This window comes from Paenibacillus sp. EKM211P (assembly GCF_011066175.1).
GTDB classification, from domain to species: Bacteria; Bacillota; Bacilli; order Paenibacillales; family Paenibacillaceae; genus Paenibacillus; species Paenibacillus polymyxa.
On record NZ_JAAMNS010000002.1, the window covers coordinates 184,192 to 199,052 of the forward strand.

The window sequence follows — 14,861 nt, forward strand, 5'->3', positions numbered from 1 at the left end:
GTATAGGGATGCGTAAAACTGAAAAATTTGAGACTGTGCCTACAAACTATATAACTTTATTGCCTTTAAGGAGGAATGGGGTCTGAGAAGCAAGCGCCGCAACCTTTTATACGCATTAATCGCTCTTTTACCTACAATTTGTATGTTTTACATTTTAATCGAATTGTTTCCGTACACAGGACTAGGAAGAATACTTGCTTTGCCACTAGTTTTTATTCTGAACGCTGCCCTTATCATTTCGGTGATCCACTTAATTCGTAAATTAAGCCCCCTATGGTGTGCCTTAATTTTGGTCCCTACAATTCTGTTAAGCATGTGGAATACCATTTTATTTTACCCACAAGAATTCAGTCCAAGCATTCCCAAGCAAATCAAATATAGTGTGGCAGCTATACTGCATTATGATGATGTAACACCAGCCGACTGGGAAGGGTACACATATCATCCAAGCCGAACCGGAGAGTCTGAAAAATATGTTGTCGCCTTGTATAAATACAAGCGTCAGGTCCCGTTAGATGGCACTACATACTTTTATAATGATACGGATTACCATAAGGACCATCCCATAGGAAGCTTGAGTGATATACCTTCGGAACTGGAGCCTCATCATCAATTCATTTGGTGGTTACTCCAAACATTTGAGAAATAAACAGGGACACAATAATGTAAGCCGTAACACATACACACGGCTACGTCCTGATAAAAAAACACTGAACTGACCTCATTATTGACAGGTCAGTTCAGTACTTTCAACACTGCGATTTCATCACAATTGTTTTGCTTACTACAGTGAATGCAGTCGGTCCATACCTTCTCGGGGAAAATCTCTTTGCTAACTACATCAAAACCGTTTTTTATAAAAAAGGATACCTCGTAGGTCAGTGCCATAATTTTAGGAATACGTTGCCGCCGTGCTTCTATAATAAGGCCTTCCACAAGCTTGGAGCCTATCCCCATTCCTTTATGCCCCTCAGAGATGCCAAGGGAGCGAATCTCTACCAAATCAGCCCCCAATTTGCATAAAGAACCACAGCCAACGACTTGGCCGTCCACCTCTGCAACAATAAACAGCTCCAGTTGGCGCGTAAGCACTTCCCTTGAACGTGGCAGCATAATCCCCCGCTCTGCATAGCCACTAATCATTTGATATAAAGGCTCCACATCCTCAGGAACCGCACTTCTGCACAATACATCTTTACACACTGAAGCCATCTTGCTCTCCTCCTGCCGCTTGCCGCATATAATGAATAAATATACAACATAACGCATAGAATCGCAATACTCCATTTACCCTGCTGTGGCAGAATGGTGTAATAAAATGATAGCCCAGCTTACGATGTCAAAATGTATTGTATTGAAACCTGCAACTTATGAATTTACCGTGATAGAACCGATGAACTCTGCAAATACGTCATTTCCGAATAAAATACCGCGTTCGCTCAAACGATACCCATCCTCGATTGATTCAATTAATCCCGCATTCAGCATTTTTCTGAGAGGAACTGTAAACGTGTCTTCCAATGTCTGACCAAATTGAGCCTCAAAGCGGGATTTAGACACACCTTCCAGCATTCTCAAACCGACCATGAGGAAATCCTCCATGGCTTCCGCCGTCGGCACCTCAAAACTGTCCAAACGCGGTAGGCCATTCCGAGTAGCCTCCACATAAGGGTTAATGCCCTTAATGTTCATATGACGCTCTCTGCCAACATAACCATGTGCCCCAGCGCCAAGACCATAATAATCCTCATTCCGCCAATAAGTCATATTGTGCTTACTACCCAAACCTGGTTTAGCGAAATTACTAATTTCATACTGTTCATAACCCGCTTCTTTCATGCGACGCATAAGGAGCAAATACATTTCCAGTTCGTCATCTTCATGTGGAAGTGGCAGCTGGTTTTTCTGGTATAACGTGTGGAAGAGCGTGTTCTCTTCAACCTTCAAACTGTAGATAGAGTAATGAGGAAGATCCAGCTCCAGCGCTCTACTGACGCTTTCATCCAGCATGTCGACCGTTTGGTTCGGCAAACCGAACATCAGGTCAATCGACAGATTGTCCAAGCCGGCCTTACGTGCGTTTTCCAAACTACGATAGACGTCATCTGTACTATGAATACGACCTATGCCTGTAAGCAGCTCATTCTGGAAAGCCTGCACACCAAAGCTGAGTCGATTGACACCGCCTTCTTTCATCACAGAAAGTTTTTCAAAATCAGTTGTGCCTGGATTGGCTTCCATAGAAAACTCAATATCTTCCGCCCAGTTTGGAAAATAGGTACGAACGCTCTTCAGGAAATATTCCATTTCCTTCGGATTGAGGGTTGTTGGTGTTCCGCCCCCGACAAAAATGGTTTTTATCTGTCCTGGCGGGTGAAGTTTGACCGTATGTTCCATCTCCCGTTCCAAGGCATACAGATATTCCATAACAGGCTGATCCTTGAGCACATAAGAGTTAAAGTCACAGTAAAAGCATTTATTCGTGCAAAAAGGTATATGCAGATAAACCGCTTGAGGCGCGGATGAATATTCATGTTTTTGTATGGATGCGGTCATACCGATCCTCCTTGTCGATTCAGGGTTTAGTGAGAAAATGAGCCGAGGTCGAGACCAACCGCTTCGTGTTCCATTTGATCTTCTGATCGCTGTTACTCCCCAATTTTCCATTATATAAGCACTCTTAGGGATAAAATTGGGGAGTAAAGGCGAACGCTACGCTTCTCCAGATTCAAATGGCCCACTCCGCTGCTGCCCACCACGAGTCGGCCCATTTTTGTGGTGTAGGTGTTGCAGTAAAAGAGACACTGCTTTAAGAAATACTCTAAAGTTTTAATGATACTATGCTTTGTTACGCTGATTGTAACTTGAACGAGCTCCCTGTCCTGAATAGCTTGCTCAAATAAAGAACGTCCATTCTCCATGCATGGCAAATGCCCCATGAAAGAATGGACGAATACTTCAAACTGCTTTACTCATCTATCTTCAGTACCGCCATAAATGCTTCCTGTGGTACTTCTACGTTACCGACCTGCTTCATACGCTTCTTGCCTTCTTTTTGCTTCTCAAGCAGTTTCCGTTTACGGGAAATATCGCCGCCATAACATTTGGCCAAGACGTTTTTACGCATAGCCTTAACGGTTTCACGCGCAACAACCTTTGTTCCTACAGATGCCTGGATTGGCACCTCGAACATTTGCCGCGGGATCAACTCGCGCAGCTTCTCACAAATGATACGTCCGCGGTGGTAAGCTCGATCTCTATGCACGATGAACGACAGCGCATCGACCTGCTCACCATTCAACAGAATATCCATCTTCACCAGATTTGATTGGCGATAGCCTGAAATCTCATAGTCAAAGGAAGCATAGCCTTTGGTGCTGGATTTTAGCTGATCAAAGAAATCATATACGATTTCAGACAAAGGAATCTGGTACGTAATTGTTACCCGTGTTGTATCTAGGTACTCCATGTTCACGTACTCACCACGCTTGTTCTGACAAAGCTCCATAACTGTACCTACATAATCATTTGGCACGATGATACCCGCTTTAACATATGGCTCTTGTACATGTTCAATACGCCCTACTTCTGGGTAGTTGGAAGGGTTATCGATTTCGATCGTTTCCCCATTAGTCAATTGTACACGGTAAATTACGCTTGGTGCCGTTGTAATCAACGGAATATTGAATTCACGTTCAATACGTTCCTGAATAACGTCCATATGCAGCAGACCAAGGAAACCGCAACGGAAACCGAAGCCCAGCGCACTGGATGTTTCCGGTTCAAAGCTGAGCGAAGCATCGTTCAGCTGCAGCTTTTCAAGCGCCTCACGCAGATCGTTGTATTCCGATGTTTCAATCGGATACAGACCGCAATACACCATCGGATTAATTTTCCGATAGCCTGGCATCGGTTCTGGTGTTGGATTTTTGGCATCCGTTACCGTATCCCCGACACGAGTGTCGCCCACATGCTTGATTCCGGCCACGATAAAACCAACATCACCGATATTTAGCTCATCCACGATCGTCATACGTGGCATGAAAGCTCCAACCTCGATAACCTCAAACGTTTTGTCAGTCGCCATCATTTTAATTTTCGAACCCGCACGGATACTGCCGTCCACAACACGTACATATACGATTACGCCTTTATAAGGATCATAATGCGAATCGAAAATAAGCGCCTTAAGCGGATTATCCGGATTTCCTTGCGGAGCAGGCACACTTCTGACCACCTGTTCCAATATTTCCTTGATACCGATTCCAGCTTTGGCTGAAGCATGTACAGTTTCACTCGTGTCCAAACCGATAACATCCTCGATTTCCTGCTTTACCCGTTCAGGATCAGCACTTGGCAAATCAATCTTGTTAAGCACTGGCAAAATCTCCAGATTGTTGTCGAGCGCCAAATAAACATTAGCCAATGTCTGCGCCTCAATCCCCTGCGCTGCGTCTACTACCAGCAAAGCACCTTCGCAGGCTGCCAAACTACGAGATACCTCATAGGTAAAATCGACGTGTCCCGGTGTATCAATCAAATTCAAAATGTACTCTTCGCCGTCATCGGCCTTATAGGTGAGTCGCACTGCCTGGAGCTTAATTGTAATCCCGCGCTCCCGCTCCAGTTCCATCTGGTCAAGCACTTGCTCCTGCATTTCGCGGGAAGTGAGTGCACCGGTGTACTCCAAGATCCGGTCAGCCAGCGTGGATTTACCATGGTCTATATGTGCAATGATACTAAAGTTCCGAATTTTACGTTGTCTTGCCAAAATGTCAGTCATGCCTTACCCCCACACAATGCCTAGTATCAATCAGCTTATTATAGCAGTTGTAAGGGGGGGCAGCAATATTTCTATTCTGTTACCCCGTCAAATACAGATACAACCCAGCGAATACCTTGTCTTGACAGGTTTTGAAGCAGCCCAGCCGTTTTATCGGCCATGGTATCCACCGAAGCCTGCTGCGCCTTTACGGCTAGCAGCTCACGAGGCGTCTCTAGGCCCTGCCGAATATTGTCATTCTGAGCAGTCTTCGTATCCCATTCATGTGTCCAGCGTGCGGTCTGCTCCTCACTTCGTTCGTTTGTTTTTCCTTCATTCGTGTCCGTTTGTGGCTCGAACTCGACCTTTCCACTTGTATTATACGTACGATTATACGCTCGGGCATTAGCTGCCGGGGTATCTTCAATCACCGTCTGCTCATAATCAACTTTCTGTTGATTCACCGATGAAACTGGATTCTCGTCCCATTCCGGGCCATAGACTGAGCGCAGGCCAGAGCCTGCCAGCTGCATGCCAAGTAATACGCCTGCTCCGATCAGAAGCACAAATCCAAGCGCTTTTTTACGAAAATGTCCGGTCATTATATCCCCCCCCTAACTGCTACCTTATTTAATTACCGCTGTTGTTCTTTTTGGTGTCAGATACGTTAGTACCCGCCTTCTGTGCTTTCTGATCCTCCCAATACACTTCACTGATCATGTCCGCCAAAACGTCAGAAGTTCGTTTTAACTCCTCCTCGGTGTTGTCAATCCCTCCGATTTCGATCAAAATGCTATGAGAAGACAAGCTTTGATTGTATTCACCATTGTTTCCTTTGCCGCCATCTTTTCCCCATACACCGCGCGATACGCCGTGATATGATTTTTCCAGCTTTTCATGAATGCGAGCAGCAAAAGCTTCATTTTTGCGCCAATTTTTGTTGTCATGTCCGATAATAAAATACACTTTGGCATAAGAAAGTCCATTAATCGTGGCTGTTGTTTTTCCATGACGTTGGGAATCACGATGAATATCGAGCAGATAAGTTAAACCTTTATTTTGAGCCAAAGCCTCCTTGACTGTTGTGCGTGAATATTTATAGGAGTAGTTCCAATTGTAATTTTGAACTGTGGTGGCATAATCCTTGTTTACATGCAGTGTAGATATCCCTTGCTTTTCCAGTCTCTTCTTTACAAAGTCTCCTACCCTTGATACATTAGCTGACTTAGAGCCTGAATTGGGGTTGGAACTGGTTTTGCTCAGTAATGGGTTATATGCTTCTCTGGGATGAGAATGGTAGATTAATATACGCTTCTCGCCTTTGGCGGAATCACCTGGATCATCCTCACGTGCAGGGTCTGTTTCCGGTGTTGTCGGAATATCCGGCGTAGTAGACGGCGGGTTCTCAGCTGCGTTTGAGCTCCCAGGGGTATCTGTCGTTCCCTGATCAGGCTGATAATCCGTAGGACCCTCTACCTTGATGTTCCCCGAACCCTTACGCAGCAAGACAGGCGCTCCAGCAGCCATGCCAGGAATTTCACGAGAAATGAGACTTTTGGGATCTTGCGGATTAATACCTGTAAGCATCTGAAAAACAAATGGCGACCATTGTTCACCCGACAACGAAGAATGCTGTTTCTTTTGTGCCAAATGAGGTACCTCCATACCTAGCATATCCGCGAAAAAACCGCTGGACACCGAGCCTGCCAATCCTTTCATCGAAGAAACAGGAGAAGTTTGCAAACGATTTTCTGCCAGCCCTCCTAGTCCCAAAACGACAAATAAAAGCGCCGAGCCCATGATGAGCAGCACAAGCGTATGTCCCATTGCCAAAATTTCGATACCTTTTCTTCTCCATCTTCCGACGTTCCAGGTCTGAATTTTTTTCATGTGAGCCTTGTCCTCCTTCGTCCCGTCGAAACCCGCTTATTGCATTTCAGAACACAGGGTTCCTATCTGTTTCGGAAATCTCTTATACTTCAACTCTATGAACGGAGAACAATTACTAGAACACAAAAATCTCTATCTACAGGACAAGCCCATCCCTTTTTGAAAGAGATAGGCTACCTGTTAAATAGAGATTTTCTGCCGTGTCTTAGAAAGATGGTTTTGCTAGCCTTTCATTAATGCGTATAAGCGGCGACATTGTCGGGATCAACAGCTTCATGTAGAGCTGCGTTCAAACCGGTCGCAATGATATTCGCGATATCTTCAATAAATTCATCGATCTCTTTTGGAGTCACAATCAAATCATGCCCCAGCGGTTGAAGTACCTCTCTCACCAGCCCGAGTCTCTCAGGTTCTGAAATATCATCCAACATTCCCAGAATTACTTTGGTAGAAGCCTTTTCTTTGGTAAAATGCGTTTTCATCAGTTCGATTACATTATTGACGATGGTCGAAGCATAGCATACCGTTGGAACGCCGATAGCAATACACGGAACTCCCATAATATCCTTGGTGATACCGCGGCGCTTGTTGCCAATACCTGAACCCGGATGTATTCCGATATCCGCCACCTGAATGGTCGTATTGACACGCTCCAGTGAACGTGACGCCAAAGCATCAATAGCAATAATAAGCTCTGGTTTTGTGCGGTCCACAATGCCTTGAACGATCTCACTGGATTCGATTCCCGTGATACCAAGAACACCCGGCGCAATCGCACTCACATCCCGATATCCAGGGTTGATCTGATCAGGTGTCAGTTCAAAATATTGACGGGTGACCATTAAATTTTCAACGACAAGCGGACCCAGCGAATCAGGAGTCACGTTCCAATTCCCCAGCCCTACCACCAGCACCCTTGCCACCTTAGAGATCCCTATTTTTTGTATAAAATGCTCCATTTCTTTTGCAAAGGCAATGGCTACCCGTTGTTGGAGTCCAGTGTCGCCTTCACGCAAGCCAGGTACTTCGAGCGTAACGTAATGCCCTTGTACCCGCCCAATACGGTTGGCTCCTTCCTCATTTAATACATCCAGCCGCGTAATTTTAATCCCGTTATCTTCCTCCACATTCTCATTTATACCCGCCAGCGGTACAGGCTGATTCCGTTCTGCCAGCTCTCTTGCCTCTAATGCCAAATCCGTGCGTACCGCATACTTCTGCAAATCCAGATCCATCTGTTAAACCTCCTTGTATACCATCTCTGGCTATAGTGTGCGAGACACCCAACAGGTTTATGCACATCCATTTTCATCCTGTAATTTGCATCGTCTTAGAATGTTTTCTTATTGCAATTTGAGGTGTGGCATGCTAAAATATTTTAAGTTGTGAAACGTTTGTGTTCATAAGTAATGCCTTTACAGGAGGTGAATGTAATGCCAAACATCAAATCCGCTATCAAACGCGTTAAAACTAGCGACAAACGCCGTGCGTTGAACGCTTCCCAAAAATCCGCGCTTCGTACAGCAGTTAAAGCTGCCGATACAGCGTTGGTAGGTAACGAAGCTGAAGCTGCTGCTGCTGCTTTCAAAGTGGCTTCCCAAAAGCTGGACAAGGCTGTAACTAAAGGTCTGATCCACAAAAATGCAGCTGCTCGCAAGAAATCCCGCTTGGCGAAAAAACTTAACGCTCTTACAGCTCAAGCGTAAGCAAGAGCTACTTTTATACGTTAATGAAAAAATCCTGACCAGCCTTGGCTGATCAGGATTTTTTAGTTTATAACTTTATGAGATTAGATTGAAGCGCCTGCCCCCATTTTCATTAAAAACAGTTCCAGTCCCAGCACCTTGTCAACGACACCTGTCTTCATATGATAGTCCAGTTCGCCCAGTTCATAGAGAAGCTGGCGCAGCTGCTCAGAACGGAAGCGTCGTGCTTGATCTCCTGCAACTTTCACCCCATAAGGATGCAAGCTGAGCTGACTCGCAATTTGTTGCTGAGAATAGCTTTGACCTGCCAGCTCTTTGACCTGCAACATAATACGAAACTGCCGTGTGATCAAAGCTGCTATCTTGATGGGTTCTTCTTTTTGCTTAAGCAATTCATAAAAAATACTGAGCGCCTTATCCAGCCGCAAATTAGCCAGATCCTCAACCATCGCAAATACGTTCTGCTCTGTATTACGAGGCACAAGGGATTCAATGTCAGCGGATGAGATCGTTCCCTGCGCTCCTGCGTACAAGCACAGCTTATCTATCTCGGCTGCCAAGGATTGAAGCCCGACACCCGTGTATTGAATGAGTCTCTCAGCCGCTCCTGCTGCCAACTGCACTTCTCTTTCTGCTGCACGCTTATGGACCCAAGCCACAAGATCATCTCCACCCATAGGGGCGAAAGCAATAACTGAGGCATCACTTTTCAGTTTCTTGACGATCTTTTTCCGTTCATCCAACTTTTCAGCCTGAACCGTAAAAACGATGACGCTATAGTCAGTCGGGTTATCCATGTAAGTCAACAGCGTCTCAAGACGGTGCTCTATTTTGCCGTTATCTTTGCCTGCAAATACACTGGTATCCCGTACAATAATTAGCTTCTTTGGCACCAGAAAAGGCGCTGTTTCTGCGTCCTCTACAACCACCTCAATTGGCGTCTCGGTTAAATCATAAGAACTAATGGCGAAGTCACGATGCTCCTCCTCCACCACCTTCTCTTTTAGCATCTCAACAAACTGCTTCATTTGATATTTTTCATTGCCATATAACAGATACACTGGCGAAATATCACCTTTACGAATAGCCTTAGAGGCTGTTTTTACATCCATTTTCCGTTCCCCCCACCCACTGATCGTACCTGACATCTGACCGGAAGGCAAGTCATGACACAAACAAAGGGACCCCACCTTTAGGCAGAATCCCTTCACCACCATCTATATCAACACGGCAGCAGAAAGCTCTAGAAACTTTCGGCCGTCGGGATACGACGTCGGTTCATATAGTTTATTCTCTGTTTCTAAAAAGTGTGCCAACTTACGAAAACTATTTTCCAGTGCCACGCGGAACGGTGTACGTATATTTACTTGCAGTCCCATCCTGCTCTGTCTCATACATAAAGGTCTGGCTGTCATCTGACCAGCTTCCTTTGACCCAAGCACCCTTCAGGGTACGGACTTCCAGTGTTGTTCGGTCTACACCGTTATCGGAAAGCTTATACACTTTCAGCTTTTTGCCCTCAATAGCCACCGCATAGCTACCATCAGGCGAGTTGAACTGATCTGTAGAGGCCGACTGGGCACCATAGGTGGAAGCATTATTACTGTCCGGAGAGACCAGCGAATTAGATACAAAGCCTTCTCTACGAACCGGGTCTTGTGACACCGATGATTGCTGATCATTAGAATCGGCATTGCTGCTATCCGCCCCTAAAGAGTTCCCCTCATCCTTGGTGGCACTTTTGGATGTCGCATCTTTCGAAGTTTCATTTGAAGCAATTCGACTCTGTACCTTTAATTCTTGACTAAGCGACGAAGATGCATCATTTGTACTTGTATCATCGCTATTATCCTCCTGAGCGGTACTCGTACCCGCTAAAGGTGCCTTTTCCATTTTCGGATCCAGCTGTTCATCAGGAGCAATCGTGGGTTGATCAGTTTTTTTCTGTTTTAGCTGTTTGTCATCGGATGTAGGAGCATCTGCAGGCGAGTCATCCTTTGTCGCCTGACGATCGATGTTCGGCTGTCCCTGCTTTTCATCCTGATGGGATGAATGCTTAGTCGGTGCAGACTTTGTTGAAGGTTCCTCGCCAGCTTGCTGATCATCCACCTTCCCAGTATCCTGTTTGGAAGGATTCTTTTCGCTATCTGAACTGTCTGTTCCCTGGTTGCCCAGGTCAGGTTCCTTATCTGCAGGTGTCAGTGAGGAATCAGCACCTTGTCCCTGTTCAGATGGCTGCTTGGTCGATTCCGCTCCAATGGCTGCATCACGTCCTCCACTCCCATTGGTCGTACCTGGAATTTCCGTCTGAGTCTGCTGGCTTGTCACCTCGGGTGACTGGGATGTAAGTATACCTTCCGCATCCTGCACCGTTTTAGGCTCGAAGTTGAATACTACAATCCCCAGTACAACGGCAGCAGCAGCCACGCCCATGGCAGCACGCCCTCCCACCCGGTTCCACCAAGGTACAGGCTGAGTACGTTGTCTAGGCCCTGCTCCAGACTCTGGATCAGCAGCCACAGGCTGCATTTCCTGAAGCGCGCTTCCCTGCTCTTCACGTGCGCGGTCAATGGCATCAAGCTGAGGCATGATGGAATCCACCAGGCTGAACGCCGGGGAAACCGCAGGCAATTCCTCCAGCTCGCGAGAGAGTGTCTGAAGAATATGGAATTTTTCCGCACAGTCCGGGCAAGTCGCAATATGGTTCATTAATTGGGACGTCTCTTCTTCGCCCAGTTCATGATCCACATAACGCTGCATCCAATCCATCACCTCTTCTCCACACTTCATCCTGATACACCACCTTTCTGATATTCCTGAAGTAGCCCTTGCAATTGCTGTCTTGCACGATACAAGTATGACTTGACCGTATTTAGCGGCAAATCCAGAGAATCGGCAATCTCGTTATAAGAGAAATCCTGCAAATATCTCAGGACAATTACCGTCCGGTGGTGTTCTGGGAGCTGTTGTATAGCCTCACGAACATCCTGTGCCATGTAAGAGGTTAACACCTCAACCTCCACGTTTTGGGGGTCGTTAAATATCATGTCATGCTCGTCAATGGAAACCGAAGGCTTTGTTCTTCTGAATTTGTCGATGCATATGTTCGTTACAATGCGCTGGACCCAGGTTTTAAACTGTGCTTTTTCCTCATAAGAATTAATTTTGGAATATATTCGTATGAGGGCTTCTTGTGAAGCATCCATGGCGTCCTGCTCATTATTTAGAATGTAATATGCCGTACGGTACACATGCTGTTCTATCTCTCTTAATAGGGTAATGAGAGCGTCGCGATCGCCCGATTGAGCGGCTCGGATGAGTCCCTGCTCTACCACAAAGGATCCCCCTCTCCCTGCAATATTACAGACGTATCCCTTTTGCAAATTGTTGCAGGATAGACGCCTGACGCTAATTTTATTTTTTTAATAAAAAAAATTATAACAAAATGCCCAGAATCCCCATTGTATCCTCCCTTAGAATAACAGAAAAAGGGAAGGTAGTCACCTTCCCTCAGCCCCTACATACATCTAAATACTAGACCTATTAAACTGCATGAAACATTTTGTCACTTCTTAGAAATCAGAAAATCAGATATGAGTTGTAATCGATAAGATAGAGCAATCGGATCTTGAAAATAAAAATCGTCGATTAAGAATTGATATACCTTATCTGATTTAACGGCAGGCAGGTTCTTGGCTGTTACAAGCCTGCTTTTTTGTAGTTGAAGATGATTTTAACAAAATCATTTTGAATTCGTCTGTTCACGTCTGCGTTGATACCGAACACTCAGCTTCCCTTGCTGCGCACGAATCTGTACCTCTCCCATTGTATCTGTTCGATATATGGCAGAATCAACCTCCGCCAAACGTTCCAATACTGCTTGATTCGGATGGCCATAAGTGTTGCTTGCACCAACTGAAATGACGGATACTTTAGGCTGCCAGTAGGACAACCACTCTTCCGAAGTAGAGTACTTACTTCCGTGATGTGCCACTTTCATAACGTCTACAGCTTTCCTTGCAGCTCCTGTCGCCCCCTGAGCTTTCACACTGGATGGAGAATGGGTTAATTCAGAAAGTAACAGCGACTCTGCGGCATCATCCATATCTCCTGTGAATAAAAATGAGGCCCCCTCCATCTCTAAAATCATGGCAACGGAATAATGATTCTGTTCCTTCATAACAGGCAACTGCTCAGATTCGTTCTCCTCCAGCTTAAACGGATAGAGAAAGCGAATTTTCGTATCCCGGTCTGGTTCCCACTCCATGCTATGATGTGCACCGTACAGCTTGATCTGCTTGTCCAAAGCCGTGTTTAACAACTTTCGAAATGGAGCTTTGTCTGTTAGGGTACCGTTAAAAAACAAGGTGGTTACGGGAATCTGGTCAAATATAGCCTGTAGTCCTCCGGCATGATCATGGTCTCCATGCGTTAAGATGACAGCGTCCAGCCGATGCACCCCACGTTGCTTTAGCAAAGGGACAATCGTATCCGCGCCAACCTCGTAGGGATCTGTACGCTTGCGCCAAGCATTTTTCCCTGTTGCAAAGTCCATCGTACCCCCGCCATCTACCAAAATATGTTTCCCTCCCGGCGTTGTAATTAAAATGCTATCACCTTGGCCCACATCCAGATATTGAACAACTCCCGTGTTTCTTTCACTAGGAGATTGGTACCCTATACATAGTATGCCAAGCCAGGCAATACCACTTAAAGCCAGTGCCACATGACGATATCCATCCCACTGTCGATGCGCAAATTTCCCTGCACCCTTCGGTTCATGATCCGTTTGCAAAATAGCCGCCCACTCGGCAGAAGCCGCTAGTCCTGTATGCACAGGTGAAGCTATGGGATTAGATTTCACATCGGAAATGTCGCCTGTTTGCCTTCGAGATATCAACCATGTTTTGAGCCAGTACAGAACGCTGTACAAAGCTGCGTAATATGCCAGAACCCACAGAATAGAAGAAGACGGCCAAATACTCACATAAGCATCATCCACATTCATCCATTTCACAAGCGAAAAGGTTAGATCGTTTAATTGCTCCGCTGGCCACGCAAGGATGCGAGCCCCCTCCCCCCATAAAAAGGCCATTCCCATTGCCACCGTACCTAGTGGAAGCACGATATATGTAATTAGGGGGACAAGTAAAAAATTAGCCGCAAATGATAATATCGAAAATTGATTAAAGTAGAACACCGTCATTGGAAACGAAACAAGCTGTGCCGTAATTGTGATCGCAACTTCACCACCGATCAGGAGGGGCCATTTGGCGAAAAACGGCTTCATAAGCGGCATATATATGAGCAACCCACCTGTCACCAAAAAGGAAAGCTGAAAGCTGACGCTAAGCAGGTAGTATGGATTCCATAGCAGCATAAGCAACGCAGATATACTTAAAATATTAAGTCCGTCTTTGAGCAACCCTCGCCGAGCTGCAAACAAGCCGATCATCGCCATAATCCCTGCTCTTACAACAGAGGGAGAAGCACCTGTCAGCAGCACATAAGCCGGAATCAGTACCATCACAATCGTAAGGGAGGTTTCACGGCTAACTCGTAACAGCTTGAGTAAATATAATAATGTGGCCGCATATACCGCCACATGCATACCTGATATCGCCAAAATATGCGTTAAACCAAGCTGCGTAAATTCATTATACGTTGCTGGGTCCAGCTCATCTGTAACCCCAAGTATCAGACCTTTCATATATCCTGCGTGAAGAAGTGATGTAAAAGCAGATTCCATTTTCTGACCTAACTGCTCTCTAAGCTGATCATTCCATCTCAATAATGTGTAGCGGTTCCACAGTGAAGCCTTCTGCCTCTGTAACGAGGCGGCTCCAGCCCCCTTGATAAGCCAGTGAATTTCCTGCGTGTGCAGGTACTCACTGTAATCAAAGCTACCAAAGTTCCCCGCTTTTGCTGGTGCCTTTAAGCTGCCACGCAGCAGGATTGCATCCCCACGCTGCCATGCTGCCGCAAGTTGCTGTTCCTGCTTCGCAGCCAACTTGATATGAACAATGGCCTGTTCAGAAATAGACCCCCGATGTTCATCCTTATTGGAATGACTGGCAAAGTGATGAATTGAAGTAACTCTCATCTCAAACTGCGCGCGATCACCATCAATCTCAACTTCTGAAGCAATAAACCCTGCTGCTTGAACAGGCATGTCTTCTATGACAGAAGAAGATACATGAAGTGCACCAGGAATACTGCTCACGTTATGCGTATCATGCCAAAACCAATGAAATCCACCACCACTCAATGCAATCCATAGCAATACCATATGTCGGATAGGAATTTTCATCAATAAAGCTATAAGCGGGAAAACCAGAGTAATTCCCGCCCACAGCACCAAAAGTATACGTCCCGAATACAGACACGCTCCCGCACTTCCTATAATCCAACAAACAGTGAGGCTTAATATAGGCCTAGCAAACACAAGTTGGGCTTGAATACAATCACCTTCCCATTAGCAAACATTGCTTTCTGTCAACACA

Annotated in this window: 12 protein-coding genes; 2 read left to right on the forward strand and 10 right to left on the reverse strand. The window is 45.8% G+C overall.

What is annotated here, in order from left to right; translation table 11 throughout:
- The first annotated feature begins 199 nt into the window (after positions 1-199).
- A complete protein-coding gene (locus G9G57_RS03845; RefSeq protein WP_019688073.1) occupies positions 200-649 on the forward strand; it encodes a hypothetical protein in 450 nt (149 codons plus the stop codon).
- A gap of 86 nt (positions 650-735) precedes the next feature.
- Here the strand turns inward: G9G57_RS03845 and G9G57_RS03850 are convergent, their stop codons facing one another.
- The 6 genes from G9G57_RS03850 to gpr all read right to left on the reverse strand — a co-directional run bounded on the left by G9G57_RS03850 (position 736) and on the right by gpr (position 7,887).
- Entirely contained in the window at positions 736-1,212 is a 477-nt protein-coding gene (locus G9G57_RS03850) for an N-acetyltransferase (RefSeq protein WP_017428176.1), read from the reverse strand.
- A gap of 156 nt (positions 1,213-1,368) precedes the next feature.
- The gene (hemW, locus tag G9G57_RS03855; RefSeq protein WP_019688074.1) at positions 1,369-2,556 is read right to left on the reverse strand and encodes a radical SAM family heme chaperone HemW; all 1,188 of its coding nucleotides are present in this window, start codon (positions 2,554-2,556) and stop codon (positions 1,369-1,371) included.
- A 412-nt stretch (positions 2,557-2,968) separates the two neighbouring features.
- Positions 2,969-4,783: a translation elongation factor 4 gene (lepA, locus tag G9G57_RS03860; protein WP_016821621.1), complete on the reverse strand. Its 1,815-nt coding sequence runs from the start codon at positions 4,781-4,783 to the stop codon at positions 2,969-2,971.
- Positions 4,784-4,854: 71 nt separating this feature from the next.
- The gene (locus G9G57_RS03865) at positions 4,855-5,364 is read right to left on the reverse strand and encodes a hypothetical protein (protein WP_016821622.1); all 510 of its coding nucleotides are present in this window, start codon (positions 5,362-5,364) and stop codon (positions 4,855-4,857) included.
- 28 nt (positions 5,365-5,392) lie between these two features.
- The gene (locus tag G9G57_RS03870) at positions 5,393-6,652 is read right to left on the reverse strand and encodes a stage II sporulation protein P (protein WP_019688075.1); all 1,260 of its coding nucleotides are present in this window, start codon (positions 6,650-6,652) and stop codon (positions 5,393-5,395) included.
- A 233-nt stretch (positions 6,653-6,885) separates the two neighbouring features.
- The gene (gene gpr / locus G9G57_RS03875) at positions 6,886-7,887 is read right to left on the reverse strand and encodes a GPR endopeptidase (RefSeq protein WP_019688076.1); all 1,002 of its coding nucleotides are present in this window, start codon (positions 7,885-7,887) and stop codon (positions 6,886-6,888) included.
- A gap of 198 nt (positions 7,888-8,085) precedes the next feature.
- On the opposite strand from gpr, the gene rpsT reads away from it, so the two are divergent.
- A complete protein-coding gene (rpsT, locus tag G9G57_RS03880; RefSeq protein WP_013372187.1) occupies positions 8,086-8,358 on the forward strand; it encodes a 30S ribosomal protein S20 in 273 nt (90 codons plus the stop codon).
- An 83-nt stretch (positions 8,359-8,441) separates the two neighbouring features.
- On the opposite strand, the gene holA is transcribed toward rpsT, so the two are convergent.
- From holA to G9G57_RS03900, 4 genes are all read right to left on the reverse strand, one after another.
- Positions 8,442-9,470, reverse strand: a complete 1,029-nt coding sequence (gene holA / locus G9G57_RS03885) for a DNA polymerase III subunit delta (protein ID WP_029515142.1) — start codon at positions 9,468-9,470, stop codon at positions 8,442-8,444.
- 214 nt (positions 9,471-9,684) lie between these two features.
- The gene (locus tag G9G57_RS03890) at positions 9,685-11,148 is read right to left on the reverse strand and encodes a zf-HC2 domain-containing protein (protein ID WP_019688078.1); all 1,464 of its coding nucleotides are present in this window, start codon (positions 11,146-11,148) and stop codon (positions 9,685-9,687) included.
- A complete protein-coding gene (locus G9G57_RS03895; protein ID WP_013311184.1) occupies positions 11,145-11,693 on the reverse strand; it encodes an RNA polymerase sigma factor in 549 nt (182 codons plus the stop codon). The genes G9G57_RS03890 and G9G57_RS03895 overlap by 4 nt, the downstream gene beginning before the upstream one ends.
- Before the next feature lie 407 nt (positions 11,694-12,100).
- A complete protein-coding gene (locus G9G57_RS03900) occupies positions 12,101-14,719 on the reverse strand; it encodes a ComEC/Rec2 family competence protein (protein WP_019688079.1) in 2,619 nt (872 codons plus the stop codon).
- Positions 14,720-14,861: the final 142 nt, after the last annotated feature.

Bases quoted from the DNA above. Each gene is read 5' to 3' on its own strand.
- gpr (WP_019688076.1), bottom strand. From the start codon at position 7,887: ATGGATCTGGATTTGCAGAAGTATGCGGTACGCACGGATTTGGCATTA.
- holA (WP_029515142.1), bottom strand. From the start codon at position 9,470: ATGGATGTAAAAACAGCCTCTAAGGCTATTCGTAAAGGTGATATTTCG.
- G9G57_RS03865 (WP_016821622.1), bottom strand. From the start codon at position 5,364: ATGACCGGACATTTTCGTAAAAAAGCGCTTGGATTTGTGCTTCTGATC.
- hemW (WP_019688074.1), bottom strand. From the start codon at position 2,556: ATGACCGCATCCATACAAAAACATGAATATTCATCCGCGCCTCAAGCG.
- G9G57_RS03850 (WP_017428176.1), bottom strand. From the start codon at position 1,212: ATGGCTTCAGTGTGTAAAGATGTATTGTGCAGAAGTGCGGTTCCTGAG.
- G9G57_RS03870 (WP_019688075.1), bottom strand. From the start codon at position 6,652: ATGAAAAAAATTCAGACCTGGAACGTCGGAAGATGGAGAAGAAAAGGT.
- G9G57_RS03890 (WP_019688078.1), bottom strand. From the start codon at position 11,148: ATGAAGTGTGGAGAAGAGGTGATGGATTGGATGCAGCGTTATGTGGAT.
- rpsT (WP_013372187.1), top strand. From the start codon at position 8,086: ATGCCAAACATCAAATCCGCTATCAAACGCGTTAAAACTAGCGACAAA.
- lepA (WP_016821621.1), bottom strand. From the start codon at position 4,783: ATGACTGACATTTTGGCAAGACAACGTAAAATTCGGAACTTTAGTATC.